General features: G+C 69.0%; 20 protein-coding genes. 12 read left to right on the top strand and 8 right to left on the bottom strand.

Going from position 1 to position 18,638, the window contains the following annotated elements:
* Positions 1 to 57 precede the first annotated feature (57 nt).
* Both gltX and AB0C30_RS29095 read right to left on the bottom strand, forming a co-directional pair.
* The gene (gene gltX / locus AB0C30_RS29100; RefSeq protein WP_357950391.1) at positions 58 to 1,431 is read right to left on the bottom strand and encodes a glutamate--tRNA ligase; all 1,374 of its coding nucleotides are present in this window, start codon (positions 1,429 to 1,431) and stop codon (positions 58 to 60) included.
* Positions 1,424 to 2,200 (bottom strand): fumarylacetoacetate hydrolase family protein, encoded by a 777-nt coding sequence (locus AB0C30_RS29095; protein ID WP_225291995.1) that lies wholly within the window; start codon positions 2,198 to 2,200, stop codon positions 1,424 to 1,426. The genes gltX and AB0C30_RS29095 overlap by 8 nt, the downstream gene beginning before the upstream one ends.
* A gap of 198 nt (positions 2,201 to 2,398) precedes the next feature.
* Between AB0C30_RS29095 and AB0C30_RS29090 the strand changes: the two genes are divergently transcribed.
* The 6 genes from AB0C30_RS29090 (at position 2,399) to AB0C30_RS29065 (ending at position 5,296) form a co-directional block, all read left to right on the top strand.
* Positions 2,399 to 2,866 (top strand): Asp23/Gls24 family envelope stress response protein, encoded by a 468-nt coding sequence (locus tag AB0C30_RS29090; protein WP_357950760.1) that lies wholly within the window; start codon positions 2,399 to 2,401, stop codon positions 2,864 to 2,866.
* A 101-nt stretch (positions 2,867 to 2,967) separates the two neighbouring features.
* Positions 2,968 to 3,309 carry a hypothetical protein gene (locus AB0C30_RS29085; protein WP_357950388.1) on the top strand — a complete coding sequence of 114 codons (342 nt, stop codon included), beginning with the start codon at positions 2,968 to 2,970 and terminating at the stop codon, positions 3,307 to 3,309.
* Positions 3,306 to 3,491, top strand: a complete 186-nt coding sequence (locus AB0C30_RS29080; RefSeq protein ID WP_357950385.1) for a hypothetical protein — start codon at positions 3,306 to 3,308, stop codon at positions 3,489 to 3,491. The genes AB0C30_RS29085 and AB0C30_RS29080 overlap by 4 nt, the downstream gene beginning before the upstream one ends.
* Positions 3,488 to 4,024: an Asp23/Gls24 family envelope stress response protein gene (locus tag AB0C30_RS29075; RefSeq protein WP_357950382.1), complete on the top strand. Its 537-nt coding sequence runs from the start codon at positions 3,488 to 3,490 to the stop codon at positions 4,022 to 4,024. Before AB0C30_RS29080 ends, AB0C30_RS29075 begins: the two co-directional genes overlap by 4 nt.
* 16 nt (positions 4,025 to 4,040) lie before the next feature.
* Entirely contained in the window at positions 4,041 to 4,718 is a 678-nt protein-coding gene (locus AB0C30_RS29070; protein ID WP_357950379.1) for a DUF6286 domain-containing protein, read from the top strand.
* Positions 4,715 to 5,296 (top strand): alkaline shock response membrane anchor protein AmaP, encoded by a 582-nt coding sequence (locus tag AB0C30_RS29065; protein WP_357950376.1) that lies wholly within the window; start codon positions 4,715 to 4,717, stop codon positions 5,294 to 5,296. Before AB0C30_RS29070 ends, AB0C30_RS29065 begins: the two co-directional genes overlap by 4 nt.
* Before the next feature lie 41 nt (positions 5,297 to 5,337).
* Here the strand turns inward: AB0C30_RS29065 and AB0C30_RS29060 are convergent, their stop codons facing one another.
* Positions 5,338 to 5,934, bottom strand: a complete 597-nt coding sequence (locus tag AB0C30_RS29060; RefSeq protein WP_357950373.1) for a cyanamide hydratase — start codon at positions 5,932 to 5,934, stop codon at positions 5,338 to 5,340.
* Positions 5,935 to 6,073: 139 nt separating this feature from the next.
* Between AB0C30_RS29060 and AB0C30_RS29055 the strand changes: the two genes are divergently transcribed.
* On the top strand, positions 6,074 to 7,705 hold the full coding sequence (locus AB0C30_RS29055) for a heparinase II/III family protein (protein ID WP_357950370.1): 1,632 nt from the start codon (positions 6,074 to 6,076) through the stop codon (positions 7,703 to 7,705).
* 245 nt (positions 7,706 to 7,950) lie between these two features.
* Here the strand turns inward: AB0C30_RS29055 and AB0C30_RS29050 are convergent, their stop codons facing one another.
* The 3 genes from AB0C30_RS29050 to AB0C30_RS29040 are packed head-to-tail and all read right to left on the bottom strand — an operon-like array spanning position 7,951 to position 10,200.
* Entirely contained in the window at positions 7,951 to 8,526 is a 576-nt protein-coding gene (locus tag AB0C30_RS29050; protein WP_357950367.1) for an NAD(P)-binding domain-containing protein, read from the bottom strand.
* 56 nt (positions 8,527 to 8,582) lie between these two features.
* A complete protein-coding gene (locus AB0C30_RS29045) occupies positions 8,583 to 9,524 on the bottom strand; it encodes an SDR family oxidoreductase (protein ID WP_357950364.1) in 942 nt (313 codons plus the stop codon).
* Positions 9,525 to 9,576: 52 nt separating this feature from the next.
* Positions 9,577 to 10,200 (bottom strand): NAD(P)-binding domain-containing protein, encoded by a 624-nt coding sequence (locus tag AB0C30_RS29040; RefSeq protein WP_357950361.1) that lies wholly within the window; start codon positions 10,198 to 10,200, stop codon positions 9,577 to 9,579.
* A gap of 150 nt (positions 10,201 to 10,350) precedes the next feature.
* Here AB0C30_RS29040 and AB0C30_RS29035 point away from each other — a divergent pair, with 150 nt between their 5' ends.
* A complete protein-coding gene (locus AB0C30_RS29035; protein WP_357950358.1) occupies positions 10,351 to 10,821 on the top strand; it encodes a MarR family winged helix-turn-helix transcriptional regulator in 471 nt (156 codons plus the stop codon).
* A gap of 353 nt (positions 10,822 to 11,174) precedes the next feature.
* On the opposite strand, the gene AB0C30_RS29030 is transcribed toward AB0C30_RS29035, so the two are convergent.
* On the bottom strand, positions 11,175 to 11,891 hold the full coding sequence (locus AB0C30_RS29030) for a FadR/GntR family transcriptional regulator (RefSeq protein WP_357950355.1): 717 nt from the start codon (positions 11,889 to 11,891) through the stop codon (positions 11,175 to 11,177).
* A gap of 226 nt (positions 11,892 to 12,117) precedes the next feature.
* On the opposite strand from AB0C30_RS29030, the gene AB0C30_RS29025 reads away from it, so the two are divergent.
* The 4 genes from AB0C30_RS29025 to AB0C30_RS29010 are packed head-to-tail and all read left to right on the top strand — an operon-like array spanning position 12,118 to position 17,044.
* Positions 12,118 to 13,425, top strand: coding sequence for an enolase C-terminal domain-like protein (locus AB0C30_RS29025; protein ID WP_357950352.1), 1,308 nt, complete (start codon positions 12,118 to 12,120; stop codon positions 13,423 to 13,425).
* A gap of 41 nt (positions 13,426 to 13,466) precedes the next feature.
* The gene (locus tag AB0C30_RS29020) at positions 13,467 to 14,534 is read left to right on the top strand and encodes a sugar ABC transporter substrate-binding protein (protein ID WP_357950349.1); all 1,068 of its coding nucleotides are present in this window, start codon (positions 13,467 to 13,469) and stop codon (positions 14,532 to 14,534) included.
* A complete protein-coding gene (locus AB0C30_RS29015; RefSeq protein ID WP_357950346.1) occupies positions 14,524 to 16,029 on the top strand; it encodes a sugar ABC transporter ATP-binding protein in 1,506 nt (501 codons plus the stop codon). The genes AB0C30_RS29020 and AB0C30_RS29015 overlap by 11 nt, the downstream gene beginning before the upstream one ends.
* Complete coding sequence (locus tag AB0C30_RS29010) at positions 16,022 to 17,044, top strand: ABC transporter permease (protein ID WP_357950343.1); 1,023 nt, start codon at positions 16,022 to 16,024, stop codon at positions 17,042 to 17,044. Before AB0C30_RS29015 ends, AB0C30_RS29010 begins: the two co-directional genes overlap by 8 nt.
* 5 nt (positions 17,045 to 17,049) lie before the next feature.
* Here AB0C30_RS29010 and cimA read toward each other — a convergent pair whose 3' ends face one another.
* Complete coding sequence (gene cimA, locus AB0C30_RS29005; RefSeq protein ID WP_357950340.1) at positions 17,050 to 18,630, bottom strand: citramalate synthase; 1,581 nt, start codon at positions 18,628 to 18,630, stop codon at positions 17,050 to 17,052.
* Positions 18,631 to 18,638 lie beyond the last annotated feature (8 nt).

Genomic DNA, 18,638 nt, shown 5'->3' with positions numbered 1-18,638 from the left:
CCGGCTCAGGGGCGCGGCGGCGCGCCGTACCCCTGAGTGCCCGCCGGATCGTTGCCGTCAGCCCTGGAGGCGGGCCAGGGCGGCGCGGATCCGCTCCTCGGTGCGTTCGCGGCCGAGCACCTCGATCGACTCGAACAGCGGCAGGCCCACCGTCCGGCCCGTGACGGCGACGCGTACGGGCGCCTGGGCCTTGCCCAGCTTGAGTCCGTGGGCGGCGCCGACCTGCTCCAGCGCCTCCTTCAGCGAATCGGGGTCCCAGCTGACGCCCTGGAGCCGCTCCAGGTAGCCACCGAGGATCTCCACCGGGGAGTTCTTCATCGCCTTGTCCCAGGATGCCTCGTCGAACACGGGCTCGTCGAGGAAGAGGAAGTCGACGTTCTGCCTGATCTCGGACAGCACGGTGATGCGGGTCTGCGCCAGCGCCGCGACCTTGCTGAACATCTCCCGGTCCCAGTCGGCCTCGAGATAGGACGAGCAGCGCTCCTCGAACGTCTCGACGGGCAGGGCCCGGATGTACTCGCCGTTGAAGGCCCGCAGCTTCTTCTCGTCGAAGAACGCGCTGGCGGAGTTGACGCTCTCCAGCTTGAACAGCGGCATCATCTCCACCCACGGCATGATCTCGCGGTCGTCGCCGGGGCCCCAGCCGAGCAGCATGAGGTAGTTGACCATGGCCTCGGCCAGGTAGCCCTCGGCGCGGTAGTCCTCCAGTGCCACCTTGTCGCGGCGCTTGGACAGCTTCTTGCGCTGCTCGTTGACGATCACCGGCAGGTGCGCCCAGACCGGCGGGTTGGCGCCGAGCGCGGGCCACAGGAGCTGCTGCTTGGCCGCGTTGCCCAGGTGCTCCTCACCGCGCACCACGTGGGTGATGCCCTGGGTGATGTCGTCGACCGCGTTGGCCAGCACGTAGAGCGGCGAGCCGTCGGTGCGGGCGATGACGAAGTCCTCCTGGGCGTCGTTGGGGAACTCCACCCGGCCCCTGATGACGTCCTCGACGACCGTGACGCCCTCGTCGGAGGTGCGGAAGCGGACGGCGCCCTCGGTCAGGCCCCGGTCACGGCAGAACCCGTCATAGCCCTTGTGCTCGGAGCCGGTGCGGGCGACGAGCGTCTCGCGGGTGCAGTCGCAGAAGTACGCCTTGCCGTCGGCGAGCAGCTTGGCCACGGCCTCGCGGTGCTGCGGCTCGTAGGCCGACTGGAAATAGGGGCCCTCGAACACCGGGTTGGTGCCGTTGATGCCGATCCAGTCGAGCGCCGAGATGATGCCCTCGGTCCACTCGGGCCGGTTGCGCGTCGCGTCGGTGTCCTCGACGCGCAGCACGAAGCGGCCGCCGGACTGCTCGGCCAGCGCCCAGTTGAACAGCGCCGTACGGGCGCCGCCGACGTGGAACATACCGGTAGGCGACGGGGCGAAACGCACCCGTAGATCAGTCACGGGAGACCACCTTGTTCGTCAGAGTGCCGATGCCTTCGATGCCGACGCTGACCTCGTCACCGACCTCGACCGGGCCGACGCCCGCCGGGGTGCCGGTCAGGATCACGTCACCGGGGATCAGCGTCATGACCGCGCTGACGTAGGCGACCAGCGCGGGAATGTCGTGGATGAGCTGGTTGGTACGGCCGCTCTGGCGCACCTCACCGTTGACCGTCGTCGTGAGCGCCAGGTCGGAGGGGTCGAGATCCGTCTGGATCCACGGCCCGAGCGGGCAGAAGGTGTCGAAGCCCTTGGCCCTGGTGAACTGGACGTCCTTCTTCTGCAGGTCGCGGGCGGTGACGTCGTTGGCGCACGTGTAGCCGAAGATGACGTCCTTGGCGCGCTCGACCGGTACCTCGCGGCAGAGCCGGCCGATCACCAGGGCCAGCTCGCCCTCGTAGTCGACGCGGTGGGACAGCGACGTCGGGTAGGCGATGGGCTCGCCGTGGCCGATCACGGAGGTGGACGGCTTGATGAAGATCAGCGGCTCGTCCGGGACCTCGTTGCCCAGCTCACGGGCGTGCTCGGCGTAGTTTCTGCCGATGGCCACCACCTTGCTGGGCAGCATCGGGGCCAGCAGCCGCACTTGGGACAGCGGGTGGCGTTCGCCGGTGAACTGGACGTCCCCGAACGGGTGCCCGGAGATCGCGGACACGAACTCCTCACCAGGGCCACCCTCGACCACGCCGAACGACACGCCTTCGCCTGTGGAGAACCTCGCTATACGCACCTGACAAGGCTATCGCCGCCGCCACCCCCTCCGCCCGCCTCATGAATCGGTCATAAACGTACCTAAAGTCCGTTTTGTCGCGCATTTTCGGTTGCCTGGAGGTTACGAGGGCTTTGTGACACATCGAGTGTCAGGAGGTGACGGATCGTGGCTGACACGGTAGTCAATCAGCAGGGCACGGTACCGCGGGCCAGGACGATGGAAGGCGGCCCGTCCGGGTCACTGGTGACCGACAAGGGCACCACCACCATCGAGGACGTGGTCGTCGCGAAGATCGCCGGCATCGCGGCGAGCGAAGTGTCCGGCGTGTACGACATGGGTGGCGGCACCGCCAGAGCACTCAGCACCATGCGCGGCATGGTCGGCGGCGACAAGAGCCTTTCTCAGGGCGTCTCGGTGGAGGTGGGCCAGCGGCAGGCGGCCGTGGACCTCGACCTGGTCGCCGAGTACGGCATCGCGATCCCGGAGTTGGCCGGGGCCGTGCGCAGGAACGTCATCAACGCGATCGAGCGCATGTGCGGGCTCGAGGTCACCGAGGTGAACATCAGGGTCGACGACGTACACATGCCCATGCGGGACACACCCGCCGGGGAGGAGAGCGGGATGGGCACCGCCGCGGGCGAGCAGTCTCGCGGTAAGTCGGAGCAGGGGCCCAGGGTCCAATGACCGAGGCCCAAACGAGCGGCGCTCAGACGAGCGGCGCCCCGGCGAGTGATGCCCAGACGAGCGACGCTCAAGCGAGTGGCGCCCGAACGGCCGAGGCCCCGATGAGCGAGGCCCAGTCGGTCGCCGAGCGGGTTCGCGCCTGCGCCGGGGTGGCCGGGCTGTCGGGCGGTCTCTTCGGGACGGTGGCGACCTACCTGCCCGGCGAGCGCCTCATGGGCGTCTCCGTGGACGAGCGCGAGGTGACCATCGCCATCGTGGCGCGCCTTGGCCGCCCACTGCCTGAGACGGCGGAAGAGGTGCGGCGGGCGGTGGCCGACCTGGCCGGCGACCGTCCGGTGAACATCCTGATCGACGACGTGGTGCCTGAAGACACGGTGTCCACAGACAACACGGTGCCCACAGACAAGAGGCCCGAAGACGCGGTGAAGGAGACCTCAAGATGAACATCTCATGGTTGCCCGTGATCGGCATGGCCGTAGGCATGGTGCTGGGCATCGTCGGCGCCATCGGCGGGCTCGGCGCCTTCCTCCTCGTGCTCGTCCTGGGCGCGATCGGTCTTCTGGTGGGCCGCATCATGGAGGGCGGCGAGGTGAACCTGTCGAACCTCACCGTGAGGCGGAGATGACCACGGACACGCCCGCGTCTCAGGCGTCCGCCGTGCTGGTGCCGGGGCAGCGTCCTACTCCGGCGGTACCTCCCGAGGGGCGTGGCCGTACCGAGGTCACGGACCGCGTGGCGGTCAAGATCGCCCGCCATGCCGCCGGTGAGGTGGCTGGGGTGGGCGAGGTGATCGAGCGCGGCGGGCTACGCGGGACGCGCCCGGCGAGCGCCACGGTGCGGGGTGACACCGTGGAGATCGGGCTGACCGTGTCCGTGGCCTATCCGATGCCGCTGCGCGTGGTGGCGGCCGCGATCAGGAGCCACGTGGCGAGCAGGATCGCCGCGCTGACGGGACTCCAGGTGTCCCATGTGGACATCACGATGGCGGAACTCACGGCCCCACCGGCGCCGACGTGGGGGTCCTCGCGGGAGACCTTCTCGCGGGAGACCTTCTCGCGGGAGTCCTTGCCGGAGGCACCGCAGGAGACCTCGCGGGAGACCGCACGACAGGCACCGCCGAAGCCGCCGCCGCGGACACCGCCGGAGGTTTCGCCATGAGTCCGGAGGTTTCGCCATGAGTACCGGAGCCCACGGGGCGGATGAACCGGTGACGACGACCCTGGGCGACCAGGCGATGGAGGCGCCGCTGGGCGGTGCGATCGGCCAGGTGACGGACCGGCCCGCGAGCGGCGCCGGGCGGGCGGCGGATCGGGCGGCGATGCGGGCCTTCAGGCCGCGGCGGACCGTACCCGCCGTCGTGGTGGCCGCGCTGCTCACGATCCTGGGTGTGGTGGTGGCCGCGCAGACGATCTCGGCGCTCGCCGGGCGGCCGCTGCGGTGGGCTCGCCTGGACCGGATGCTGAGCTGGGCGGCGTCCACTCCGTGGAACAACGGGCTGTTCCTGTTCGGCGCCGCGATCGTCGCGCTGGTCGGGCTGGCGCTGATCGTGGCCGCACTGGTGCCCGGCAGGCCGCGGTTGGTGCCGGTACGTACCGGGGACGCGGACCTGATCATCGGCATGCGGCGCAGGAGCTTCGCCAGGGCACTGGCGCATGCCGCGGAAGGGGTTCCGGGCGTGCACGCGGCCCGCGCCTCGGTCCGCGGCCACACGGCCGCCGTCACCGCGACCACCGCCGGGTGGGATCGGGAGCGGTTCGGTGCGGCCGTACACACCGCGGTGCTGTCCAGGCTCGTGGCGCTGAGCCCCATCGAGGCGTACCACGTGAAGGTCAACGTGAGGGAGCGCAAGTGAACCGCAGAACGAGCCGCGGCAACCGCTGGGGTCTGGCCCTGACCGGGATCGTGCTGCTCCTGCTCGGCGTCTACGCGCTGGCCCGCGGCCTGGGGGCGTTCGGGCGGGCCCGCGCGCTGACGCCGATCGTGAACTTCTCCGTGCGGTCGTTCTTCGCGGCCTGGAGCCCGTGGATCTGGTGGGCCATCGCGCTGGTGGCCGTGATCGTGGCGCTGCTCGGCCTGCGCTGGCTGTTCGTCCAGGGGCGCCGCGACAGCCGCGACTCGCTGCGGCTGGAGACCGGCCCCGGAGGCGTCACCGACCTCACCGCGAAGGGCATGACGACCGCGGTCGCGGCGGACGTCGAGACCAACCCCGCCGTGCTGAGTGCCAGGGCCGACCTCGGCGGCTCCGGCGCCCGGCTGCTGGTACGGCTGCGCCTCGTGGCGGACGAGCAGGCGCCGATGAGCGAGCTCAGGGACCACCTGTCGGGCGTGGCGATCCCGCACATGCGCAGCGCGCTGGATCAGGATCGCGTACCGGCGGTGGCCCGGGTGACCCTGGAACCCGCCCCTGCCGCACACCGCGTCGTCCACTGAGACGTCGCTCCAGCTGAAGCGCTGGTCGGCGCTGGTCGGCGCTAGCCATCCAGCGGGTTGCGGGCGATGCGGTCGGTGATGCCCGCCCGGACGAACCGGCCCGCGAGGCTGGACGGCTTGCGGGTGCCCTGCTCGGTCACGCAGGCCGCGAACTCCTTGGCGATCTCCAGCCGCGGATGGCGGGCGAGCACCTCCTGCCGCAACTCCGCGGGGATCTCCTCGGTACGCCGGCCCGAGATGTCCATGCCGGTCGACAGCTCCAGCAGGTGTCCCTCGGGATCCTCCGCCAGCGGCACCTCGTCCCACATGTGACGGATGATCACCTCGGCGGCCCGGACCCGGCGCTCGACCGGCCACCCGGCCCCCGCCGCGAACGCCCAGGCCACATGCCCGCCCGCCTCCTCGAACGGCACCGTGTGGCTGTCGAACTCCGCGGTCAGCCCGATGTCGTGCAGCATCGACGACACGTACAGGAGCTCGGTGTCGAAGGCGATCTCGTGCAGCCCCGCGTACGCCGCCGCCCACAGGTAGGCGCGGACGGAGTGGTTGAGCAACGAGGGCGAGTGATACCTGGTCGCCACCTCCAAGGCGCCCCGGCAGACGGGGGTGTCCGGGATCACGATGTCGTCGTATCTCATGCCCTCAGCATGTCGTGAAATGTCCGGCCCGGAAACCGAGCCGCATCGAGCCGCTAACGATCCGGCACCCAACTTGACCAGTTGATCGTGATTCGGTCAGCATGTTCCGCCCCCATCTTTTTGCCCGGAAGGAACCGGCGTGCGCCGCCTTGCGATCCCCCTCGCTCTCATGCTCGTTTCCACCGGGCTGGTGAGCACCGCGCACGCCGACACGTCGGTGAAGCGCACCTCGCAGTGCCAGGGCGACTGGCTGCCCGGTACGCCCACGGCGGACGAGGTCATGCGGGGTGAGCTGCCCCTGGTCGAGCAGCCTCCGGTGAAGATCGGCAAGAAGATCAACTGGAGCATGAGCCCGTACCACAACCGTTCGTGGGAGTTCGTCTTCCAGTCGCTGCGCTGGATGGGCACGCTCGTCGTGGCGTACGAGAACAGCGGCGAGGAGCGTTACCTCGACCGGGCCGTGGAGATCACCAAGGACTGGGCCCAGAGCAACAGGCGGGGCGCCCGCGGCACCCCGTCGTACGCCTGGAAGGACCACCCCGTCTCCCTCCGCTCCCAGGCACTGGTCTGCCTGAGCATGCACGTCAAGGACGCCTGGCTCAAGCAGACGCTGGCCGAGCACGGCAAGCTCCTGACCGACTCGCGGCTGTACAAGAAGGGCCACAACCACGGGATCGACCAGGACATCGCGCTCATGGGCATCGCCTGCCGCTACGGCCGCAAGGACTGGCTGAGCCTGGCCGTCAAGCGGCTGACCGGCACGGTCAAGCTCGACGTCGACTCCCAGGGCGCGCTCATGGAGCAGGCGCCGCGCTACGCCGTCTACGTGCACAGCAGGCTCATGGTCGCGATGACCAACATGAAGGACTGCGGCCGCAAGGTGCCCGGCGAGATCACCCGGCGGGCCGACGCGCTCAAGACGTTCGTGGCCCACTCCACCCAGCCCAACGGCTTCATGGTGCCGATCGGCGACGGCAGCGCCGAGGTCGAACCCAAGATCGAGACCGGCACGCCCAAGGAGAAGGTCAAGGTCTACAAGGCCGGTTACGTGTACGGCCGGACCGACTGGGGCAAGCCCGAATCCGCCTTCTACTCGATCAGGTTCGGCCCCGGCCTGAAGTTCCACGGCCACGAGGACCACCTGAGCGTGACCTACTACGCCCAGGGCCGCGACATCCTGGTCGACGGCGGTTTCAACTCCTACGAGAAGAGCTCCTACCGCTACTGGACGCTCTCCCCCGAGGCCCACAACGTGCCGTCCGTGGTGGGCGGGCGCTTCCGTCCGCGCACGGCCAGCAAACTCATCAAGTCCTCGTACGGCAAGGACCGGCAGGCCTTCCGGCTGACCGACAAGGCTTATGGCACCTCCCGTACCCGATCGGTGCTGGTGAACCACGGCCAGGACGTGATGGCGGTGCTCGACACCGCGTCCGGCGGCAAGAAGGTCAAGAACCTGTGGCGGTTCGCCCCGTCGCTCAAGGTGATCTCCAACGGCGGCGGCCGGGTCGTGCTGGGCGACGGGAAGTACCGGGTCACGATGGTCCAGCTGGCGGGGTGCAAGCCGGTGGGTGGGCAGCAGGTGCAGCGCGGCGGGAAACTGGGGTGGGTGTCGCCGACGTACCTGTCCAAGGTGCCGACGAACGTCGTCGTCTCCCCCGCCGCCAAGTCACTGCTGACGGTCATCGTGCCCGACACCGATTCGCCGAAGGTGTCCTGTTCGGGCGGGAAGGTCAAGGTCCAGGGCCTGACCTTCCCCGCCAACCTGCTCTAGCCGGTTGGCTAGAACGGCTAGCCCCGTTTTCCGCACGTCAGGTTGATTGAAGATCGCCGGATTGCCGTGGTGATCGCCATCACGGTATGACCTGGGCTGGTGAGACAGCCGACCACAGGCGATCGGTCGGCTCGTAACGCTCCCGTGGGACCTGACGGCGCAGGACCGCGTTCTGATGTCGCGATGCCGACGGCGTGGGCTTGGCCGCGCGGGGGCCGACCCGCTCAGGAGCCGCTGGGACGATTTCAGGTGCCCGTCGCTTGCCGCCAGCTGTCGGCCAGTGGTCCCGCGTCCAGCACGCTGTACCCGATGGATTCGATGAATTCGGTCACCGCCGCCTTCGCCGGCGCGGAGTCCCCGGCGATCGGCAGGTACGAGCGGTCGGCCGCCCCCGCCGCCGGGCGGGCGAGTGACAACAGGTGCTTGAAGAAGATGTTGTTGAACGCTTTCACAACCATGGCGTCCGGGAGATACTGCAGCAGCAGCTCGCTTGAGGTGAGCGACTTGCTGTCGAGCGCGGGGATGTGCCCGTCACGCTCGGGGCCGTAGTTGCACGTGTCGATGACCGTCTTCCCGGCCAGTGGCACGGCGGGCAAGTTGGGGAACGCCTTGACCGGCACCGTGACCACGACGATGTCACCGGCCGCCGCGGCCTCCCCGCTCGTCGCCGCGGACGCCCGCGGCCCCAGTTCTGCGACCGTGTCCGCGAGCGTTTCGGGACGGCGCGAGTTGCTGAGCACGACCTGATGCCCGGCCTCGACGGCGAGCCGCGCGATGGTGCTGCCGATGGCGCCGCTGCCGATGAATCCCACAGTCGTCATATTCTGAGCCGCCCTCCTTGTCATGTGCCGGACTCGTTGAGACTCGGGTCCTGTCATCAGCCGGCGGGGAAGTAGTGGCCGTTGTCCAGATCGGCGAGCAGGCGGGGCTGAGCGGGTTCCCAGCCGAGGGTCCGGCGGGTGACGAGGTTGGACGCCGGGTAGCTCTGCGTGACGATGTTCGCGAGGAACCCGAAGTATCCCGGCAGCACCAGTTCGTCCACGGGAACGCTCACGGCGGGCAGGCCCAGACGGCTGCCGATGGCTTCGGCGATCTCGCGGAACGGGATGCCCCCGTCGTCGACCGCGTGCCAGTATTTGCCGGCCGGGCCCTTCTCCAGCGCCAGGCGGAACAAGGAGGCGACATCGCGGATGTGCACAGCGTTCCACAGGTTCGCGCCGTCTCCGGGGTAGCCGATGAAGCCCTTCTCCTTCGCGAGCGCGATCAGCGTCGGGAGGAAGCCGGCACGATCGGTCGTGCTGTGCGCGATGTTGGCGATCCGCACGACCGAAGATCGCACGCCCTGCTCGGCGAGGCCGACTACGGCGGTTTCCACGACGTTACGAGCCCGCAGGGTGCCCTTGTGCTCATCGCCACTGGGAAGGGCCGGGTCCTCCTCGGTGGCCGTCCGGCCCAGGAATCCCTGCCCGGGCGAGCCGATGCTCCCCGCCGCGACCAGCGGCTTTCCGGTTCCCGCCAGTGCCTCGCCGTAGGCGAGCATGATCGGGAGCTCGGCGGCGGCCACGGCGTGGATCCCGCCGGAGAAAAGCAGGTCTTGCCGGTGCGCGACGTGGATGACGCCGTCGGAGTCCGCAGCCGCTTCCTTGAGCCCGTCGAGATCCCCGAGGTCGCCGCGACGCACCTTCGCGCCGAGCGCGGACAGCGCCGCCGCGGCAGTGTCCGACCGGGCCAGGCCGGTGACCTCGTGCCCGGCGGCGATGAGCTCGGGGACGATGTACGAACCGGAATGGCCGGTCCCGCCAGTGACGAAAACGCGCATTCTGCTGTTCCTTATGAGTGAGCTGGCGCAAGAATCGGTGGTGCGGGTGTGCTCAGCTGAGATTGCTGACGCCGAGGGCGAAGTTGAAGTCCCCCACGCCGTGGCGGCCCAGGTTGATCATCAGCAGGCCCGTCCCTTCCAGCCAGTGCGCCATCTCCAGGCCTCCGGCATCCAGCGGGCGCAACCCGAGGCTCTCGATGAAGGCCGATACGCTTGCCTTGGCCCGCGCGTCGTCGCCGGCGAAGAGCACGTCCAATGGGCGCCCCGGGGTCAGGACGTGGCCGAAGACGGTGTTGAACGCCTTCACGACGTGCGCGCTCGCCGGGGCGGCCTTGGCGATCTCCTGCGCGGCGGAAGTGCCGTCAGGGGTGGTCAGCCCGGTGGCGTCGGCTTTCATGGGGTTGGTGATGTCGATGATGACCTTGCCGGCTAGCGCGTCGCCGTACTGGGCGACGACCGGCACGGCGCTGGCGTTCGGCACGGCGAGGATGACGATGTCGCCGGCTGGGGCGGTGCCGAATGTCCCGGCCGTGGCGCCGCCGCCGAGCGCGAGGGCCAGGTCCTTGGCCTTGGCCGCGTCGCGACCGACGACCTCGACGGCGTGGCCGCCCTCGACCGCGCGGGCGCCAATGGCGCGGCCCATACTCCCCAGGCCGATAATGCTGATGCTGATCATGGAGTGCCTGCTTTCTGGAGCTGGATAGGACGCCATGCCCACCCGTCGTTGTCAACGGCTGTGTCATCGACACACCCATTTGGTTAACGTGTGAACCAGAATGTACGTGGCGCTTGGTTACCATGTCAACTAGACGGTAAAGTGACGTGCGTGACCGAGCCGCGGTGGTTGGACGAGCGAGAACAGCAGGCCTGGCGCAGCTTGATGAAGATGCAGGACGGCCTGTCGGAGTTCATCGAGCGGCAGCTGCGCAACCGGTGCGGGCTGTCCGGCGCTGACTACCAGGTCCTGGCCCATCTCTCTGAGGCGCCCGAAGGCCGGCTGAGGTCGTTCGAACTCGGCCAGTTGTTGCGCTGGGAAAAGAGCCGCCTGTCGCAGCACCTGGGCCGGATGCAGAATCGCGGCCTGGTGTCCCGCGAGCGGTGCCTCGCCGACCAACGGGGGGCGGTAGTCGCCATTACTCCCCGGGGCAGCGACCTGATCAAAATCGCGGCTCCGCAGCACGTGGCCGACGTCCGCGACGTGCTCATTGATCATCTCACTGCGACAGAGATGGCGATACTCGTCACCATCGGCGACAAAGTAGCCGAACGGCTGGCGGCGCTGGAACACAAGCACTGATACCCGATCCCGGACCTCATCGCTCACGAACTGCGTGCGTGTCAGACCGCTGCCTACAGCATCCCGCGGGCGCCGGCATAGCTGTTCGCGATGCACGACCCACAGCTACGACCCGCTCAACGCCTGACTTGATCAGCGACATGCCCTTGGAAGGCGCGGCTCACGTGCAGACGACTTGGGAAACTGACACGCACTAATGATCTTGGTCGGAAAACTTGAGTTTCGGGACCGTTTCAGGGCCTACATGGCCTTCAGCGGAATGATCGCAGTCGCAGAGAACCAGGTATCACGTCGAGAGTGGCCTCTCGGGCAACTCGGCCGTCAGCCCGGTTTCCCGCATGCCAGGCGGACCTTCATGATGTGTACTCCTCCTGGTCACGGGAGCCCTCGACGTCTCCCAGCACCGAGCGGAGCCAGCTCTCGGTCGTGCTGATGTGCATCAGCGCCGCGGCCTGGGCGAGAGTCGCGTCGCCGGCGGCCAGGGCGTTGTAGATCGCCTCGTGCTCGGCGACGGTCTTGTGCGAGCTGCCCGCCTCGACGGTGCCGCGCCACACCCGCATCCGCAGCGTACGGCCGGAGATGCCGTCGAGCAGGGTGGACAGCGTCTCGTTACCGGTCGCCCGCACCACGGCGCGGTGGAAGGCGGCGTCGTGGTGATTCAGCTTCTCCACGTCGTCACTGGCGGCGCGCATGGCGTTCAGGTGCTCGCCGATCTCCTCAAGTTGCTCGCTGGAGATCAGGGACGCGGCCAGACCGGTCGCCGCGGGCTCCAGCATCCGCCGTACCTGGACGATCTCCGGCAGGGTGTCGTCGCGCAGCAGCTCGACAGCCAGCCCCAGCCCTTCCAGCAGCAGCCGTGGCTCCAGGCTGGTCACGAAGGTGCCGTCGCCCCGCCGTATGTCGAGCACCCGGGCCACGACCAGCGCCTTGACCGCCTCGCGCAACGGGTTACGGGAGACGCCGAGCTGGGCGGCGAGCTGGTGCTCCGGTGGCAGCCGCGCCCCCGGGGACAGCTCGCCCGACTGGATGAGCGCCCGGATGCGGGAGATCGCCTCGTCGGTCAGGGACATGGGTACGGCCTCCCGAGGTGGAGCGGCTCGATCGGCACGCGAGCCACACGGGAAACATAACAGACATCCCATGTCTAAGCGAGAACCAGATCTGGCGATGAACAGACATGGGCTGTCTAAGGTCCTTTTCGGCTACCTCTAGACAGGAAGCAAGGGCCGGGATTACAAAGACATCCCATGTCAAAAATTTGACTTGCTGGGAAACATCCCATGGAGGTACCTCATCGTGCCCGAGCTGATCACTGCGGTCGAGGCCCACGACATCCGGTTCCCGACTTCACGGCACCTCGATGGGTCCGACGCCATGAACCCCGAGCCCGACTACTCGGCCGCCTACGTGATCGTGCGGACCGGCGACGGGCAGGAAGGCCACGGGCTCGCCTTCACCGTCGGGCGCGGCAACGAGATCGCCGTCGCCGCGGTGGAGTCGCTGGCACCGCTGGTCACCGGGCGGCCGGTGGCCGAGGTGCTCGGCGACCTCGGCGGGATGTCCCGCCTGCTCACCGGCGACAGCCAGCTGCGCTGGCTCGGCCCGGAGAAGGGCGTCACCCACATGGCGGCGGGAGCCGTGCTCAACGCGCTGTGGGACCTTCGTGCGCGCAGGGCGGGCAAGCCGTTGTGGCGGCTGCTGTCGGAGCTGTCGCCGGAGGAGATCGTCGACGTCGTTGACTTCCGCTACCTGGAGGACGCCCTCACCCAGGAGGAGGCGCTGGCCATCCTGCGCCGCGCCGAGCCGGGCCGCGCCGAGCGCCACGCCCGTCTGCTAGCCGAGGGCTACCCCGCCTACACCACCACCCCCGGCTGGCTCGGCTACACCGACGACAAGCTGGTCCGGCTGGCCAAGGAAGCGGTCGCTGACGGTTTTCGCCAGATCAAGCTGAAGGTCGGTGCCGACCAAGCCGAGGACGTCCGGCGCGTACGGCTGGCCCGGGAGGCGGTCGGACCCGATGTGCGCATCGCCGTGGACGCCAACCAGGCGTGGAACGTCGGCCAGGCGATCGAGTGGCTGGCCCCGCTGGCGCGGTACGACCTGTACTGGATCGAGGAGCCCACCTCGCCCGACGACGTGCTCGGCCACGCCGCCATCCGCAAGCGGGTGGCGCCCATCAAGGTCGCCACCGGCGAACACACGCACAACCGGGTGATGTTCAAACAGTTCCTGCAGGCGGACGCGATCGACATCCTGCAGCTCGACGCGGCCAGGGTCGCCGGGGTCAACGAGAACATCGCCATCCTGCTGCTGGCCGCCAAGTTCGGGGTCCCGGTGTGCCCGCACGCGGGCGGCGTCGGACTGTGCGAGATGGTCCAGCACCTGTCGATGTTCGACTACGTGGCCGTCAGCGGCACCGCCGAGGACCGCGTCATCGAGTACATCGACCATCTGCACGAGCACTTCACCGACCCGGTCGTGATCCGGGAAGGCCGATACCTCGCCCCTGAACGGCCGGGCGGGGGCGCCGAGATGCGTCCGGAATCCCGCGCCGAGTACGCCTACCCGCACGGTCCCCAGTGGACAGCCGACCTCCGGCTGTGACCCAGAACAGCGACCCGGAACAGCGCAGGAAAGGAACAGGCATGAAACGAGGACTCGCCCTGGGGGCGGCCGTCGCCCTGTCGGCCGGACTGGCCGCGGCCTGCGGGGGTGGCGCGGGCAGCGGCACGACCGCCTCAGGAGGCGGCAAGCCAGTCGTCGGGGTGGACTACCCCCGCTCCGACACCGACTTCTGGAACTCCTTCATCAAGTACGTCCCCAAGTTCGGCGCCGAGAACGGCCTGGAGCTGAAGACCTCCAACTCGCAGAACGACATCTCCAAGCTCACCGCCAACGTGCAGAGTCTCATCAGCCAGGGCGTCAAGGGCATCGTGCTGGCGCCGCAGGACACCGCTGCCGTAGCCCCCACCCTCCAGCAGCTCAACGCCAAGAAGATCCCCGTCGTCATGGTCGACACCCGTCCCGAGCAGGGCCAGGCCTTCATGGTGGTGCGTGCCGACAACCGGGCGTACGGCGAGAAGGCGTGCAAGTTCCTCGGCGAGAAGCTGGGCGGCAAGGGCAAGGTCGTGATGCTCCAGGGCGACCTGGCCTCCATCAACGGCCGTGACCGCACCGAGGCGTTCAACGAATGCATGAAGGCGAGTTACCCCGGCATCACGGTGTTCGGCGAGGCGGCCAACTGGGACGGCGCGATCGCCTCGCAGAAGCTCCAGACGCGGCTCACCGCCAATCCGGACATCAAGGGCGTCTATATGCAATCGAGCTTCGCCCTGTCCGGCACCCTCCAAGTGCTCCAGCAGCGCGGCCTGCTGGTCCCCCCGGACAACCCCAAGCACGTCTTCGTCGTCTCCAATGACGGCATCCCCCAGGAGCTGAAGGAGATCGCCGCCGGCAACATCGACGCCACCGTCTCCCAGCCGGCCGACCAGTACGCCAAGTACGCGCTGCAGTACGCCAAGGCCGCCATCGACGGCAAGACGTTCAAGCCCGGCGCGACCGATCACGACAGCACCATCATCCAGGTGCGCCCTGGCCTGCTGGAGGACCAGCTCTCCGCGCCGCTGGTCACAGCCGACGGCGGCACCTACGGGGGCGTCACGAGCGTCAAGCCGGGCGAATCCTCGCTCTGGGGCAACAATCTTGGCGGCTGACCAGGCGCCCACGCCTCTGGCCGAGGCGGTGGACGTCACCAAGAGATACGGCGAGACCGTCGCGCTGGACCGCGCCGGAATCCGGATCATGCCCGGCCAGACCCACGCTCTGGTCGGCCGCAACGGGGCAGGCAAGTCCACCCTGGTCTCGATACTCACCGGGCTCCAGGCACCCGACGAGGGCGAGGTGCGGTTCGACGGCGAACCCGCCCCGCGCCTCGCCGACCGTGACGCCTGGCGGCAGCGGGTGGCCTGCGTCTACCAGAAGTCCACGATCATCCCCCAGCTCACCGTGGCCGAGAACCTCTACCTCAACCGCCACGCCGCCTTCGTCAACTGGCCGGACCTGCGCCGCAAGGCCGCCGCCCTGCTGGAGACGTGGTCGGTGGACGTGGACGTACGGCTGCCCGCCGGAGAACTGGACGTCGAACAGCGGCAGTTCGTGGAGATCGCCCGTGCGCTGTCCTTCGGTGCCCGGTTCATCATCCTCGACGAGCCGACCGCCCAGCTCGACGCCGCCGCCATCGCCCGCCTGTTCACCCGTATCCGCACCCTGCAGGAGCAGGGAGTGACCTTCCTGTTCATCAGCCACCACCTGCAGGAGATCTACGAGATCTGCGACACGGTCACGGTCTTCCGCGACGCCCGGCACATCCTGACCACCACGGTGGCCGGCCTGCCGCACGCCGAGCTGGTGGCGGCCCTGGCGGGAGAGGCCGCCGGCCTGGCCGGCACCTCCTCCCGGACGGCCGTGCCCGCCGGCGCCGATGTGGTGCTCGGCGTGCGCGGCCTGTCGTACGGCGACGCGTACAGAGAGGTCGGCTTCCAGATCCAGGCCGGCGAGATCGTCGGCCTGGCGGGCGCGGCCGGCAGCGGCCGGACCGAGCTGGCCGAGACCATCGCCGGGTTGCGCGCGGCCGATTCAGGCACGATCGAGGTCGCCGGGCGGGTCCCCCGTCCCGGCAGCGTGCCTGACGCGCTCGCCGCGGGCGTCGGCTTCGTCCCCCGCGACCGGCACCATCAGGGATTCGTCCCGATGATGTCGATCGCCAACAACGCCACCATGACGGTCCCCGAACGGCTCGGCGAGGCCGGCCTGATCAGCGGCAGGCGGCGCGACCGGCTGGCCGGCACCCTGATCGCCAACCTGGCGATCAAGACGCCCGGTCCCGGCCTGCCCGTGATGGGCCTGTCCGGCGGCAACCAGCAGAAGGTCGTCATGGCCAGGGCGCTGGCCTCCGATCCCCGGTTGCTCGTACTGATCACCCCCACCGCCGGGGTGGACGTGAAGTCCAAGGAGTTCCTGCTGGGCAAGGTCGAGGAGACGGCCGCCGAGGGGACCGGCGTGCTGATCGCCTCCGACGAACTCGACGACCTGCGGCTCTGCGACCGGCTGCTGGTGATGTTCCAGGGTCGCATCGTCGCGGAGATGGCCGCCGGGTGGCACGACCACGACGTGGTGGCGGCCATGGAAGGAGTCCGGCTCGATGCCTGAGAAAACCCTCACGCCCGTCACCGGGAGCGCCCCTCAGGAGCGGGCACGGCCACAGGTGCGGCTCGCCCGGCTGCGCGACTTCGCGCTGATCCCGGCGATCATCGTGATCGCCGTCGTCGGTCAGATCGTCAACCCGATCTTCCTGCAGGGCGACAACCTGATCAACATCCTGCAGACCATGTCGGAGATCTCTCTCCTGGTGCTGGCCCAGACCATCGTGCTGGTCGCCGGCAAGATGGACCTGTCGCTAGAGTCGACGTTCGGCCTTGCGCCGGGCGTGGCCGCCTGGCTGACCGTCGCCGCCGGCTCGGGCGCCGGGCTCGGCCTGGTGCCTGGCGCCTGGTCGATTCCGATCACCCTGGCCGTCGGGGTGCTGATCGGTATGGTCAACGCCCTGTTGATCGTACGGTTCGGGCTCCACGGCTTCATCGTCACCCTCGGCATGCTGATCGTGCTGCGCGGCCTGCTCACGGGCATCTCCGGCGGCCAGACCTTCTTCAACCTGCCGTCGTCGATGCTCTACCTCGGTTCGGCCATGTGGCTGGGGGTGCCCGCCTCGATCTGGCTGTGCCTGCTGCTGTTCGCCGCCGGCATCGTGCTGCTCGGCTTCACCAAGTACGGCCGTGCCCTGTACGCCATCGGCGGCAACGTGGACGCGGCCAAGGCGGCCGGCATCCGTACCGACCGGGTGCTGTGGACCGCCTTGGTGGGCGCCAGCCTGCTCGCCGCGCTCGGCGGCCTGCTGATGTCGGGTCACCTCGCCTCGGTGGCCGCTGCTCAGGGCGATGGCGCCATCTTCACCGTGTTCGCCGCGGCCGTGATCGGCGGTGTCGGCCTCAACGGCGGCAAAGGCACGATGTTCGGGGCGTTCACCGGCATCCTCCTCCTCTACATGATCCAGAACGTCCTCACCCTGGCCGGCGTGCCCGCCCAGTGGATCCAGGCCCTCAACGGCGCCATCATCATCATCGCCCTGGTCCTGTCCCGGCTCACCGGAGGCAAGGTCCAGGAGTAGGCGCCTTACGAGCCGGCTTCGTGGCCCGCGCGGAGCAGGCCGTACGTCACCGCCTGCTCCAGCGCCTGCCAGGAGGCGTCGATGATGTTCTCGGCGACGCCGACCGTGGACCACTCGGCCGTGTCGTCGCTGGAGGTGATGAGCACGCGGGTTATGGCGTCGGAGCCGTGGGTGCCCTCGAGTATGCGCACCTTGAAGTCGATGAGCTCCAGCCTGGCCAGCTCGGGGTAGAGCTTCTCCAGCGCCAGGCGTACCGCCCGGTCGAGCGCGTTGACCGGGCCGTTGCCCTCGCCGGTGGCGACGATGCGCTCGCCCTTGGCGTGCAGCTTGACCGTGGCCTCGCTGACCAGCTCGCCGCCCTTGGTGCGCTCGACGATCACCCGCCACGACTCGACCTCGAAGTGGCGCTTGCGCTGTCCGTGGACGGTGTCGCGCAGCAGCAGCTCGAAGGAGGCGTCGGCGGCCTCGAAGGTGAAGCCCCTGGACTCCATGTCCTTCACCCGCTCGACCAGCGCCTTGGTGGCCTCGGGGGTGAGTTCGTAGCCCAGCTCGCGGCCCTTGAGCTCGACCGAGGCGCGGCCGGCCATGTCGGAGACCAGCATGCGCATGTCGTTGCCGACCTGGGCGGGGTCGATGTGCTGGTAGAGGTTCGGGTCGACCTTGATGGCGCTGGCGTGCAGCCCGGCCTTGTGCGCGAACGCCGACATGCCGACGTAGGGCGCGTGGGAGTTGGGCGTGACGTTGGTGACCTCGGTGATCGCGTGGGCGATGCGCGTCATGTCGGCGAGCGACTCCTGCGGCACCAGGTCGAAGCCCCGCTTGAGCTGGAGGTTCGCGACCACGGTGAACAGGTTGGCGTTGCCGGACCGCTCGCCGTAGCCGTTGGCGCAGCCCTGCACGTGCGTGGCGCCGGCCTTGACGGCGGCGAGTGTGTTGGCGACCGCGCAGCCGGTGTCGTCGTGGCAGTGGATGCCGACGCGGGCGCTGGTCTGGACGGCGGCGTGGACGATGTCCGCCAGCTCGTCGGGAAGCATGCCGCCGTTGGTGTCGCACAGAGCGATGACGTCGGCCCCCGCCTCGGCCGCCGTGCGCAGGACCTCGAGCGCGTAGGCTGGGTTGGACTTGTAGCCGTCGAAGAAGTGCTCGGCGTCGAGGAAGACTCGCTGTCCCCCCGCACGAAGGTGGGAGACCGTGTCGCGGATCATCGCGAGGTTCTCCTGGAGAGTCGTGCGGAGGGCCAGCTCCACGTGCCGGTCGTGGCTCTTGGCGACAAGGGTCACGACCGGCGCGCCGGATTCGCGCAAGGCGGCCACCAACGGGTCGTCGGCTGCCTTCACACCTGCTCGGCGGGTCGCACCGAACGCGGCGAGCTGCGCGTGCTTCAGGTCGAGCTCTGTTTGAGCGCGCCTGAAGAACTCTGTGTCCTTGGGGTTGGCGCCGGGCCAGCCCCCTTCGATGAAGCCGACACCCAGGCCGTCCAGCTGCCGCGCGACGGCGAGTTTGTCGGCGACGGTGAGGGTGAGGCCCTCCTGCTGGGCGCCATCACGCAGCGTCGTGTCATAGACGTGAAAGCGGTCGTCGGCCATGGTGTCGT

This window comes from Nonomuraea sp. NPDC048901, assembly GCF_040649695.1.
Taxonomy (GTDB): Bacteria; Actinomycetota; Actinomycetes; order Streptosporangiales; family Streptosporangiaceae; genus Nonomuraea.
Note: the sequence above shows the minus strand (reverse complement) of the source record. Positions and strands in the feature narration are given on the sequence as shown.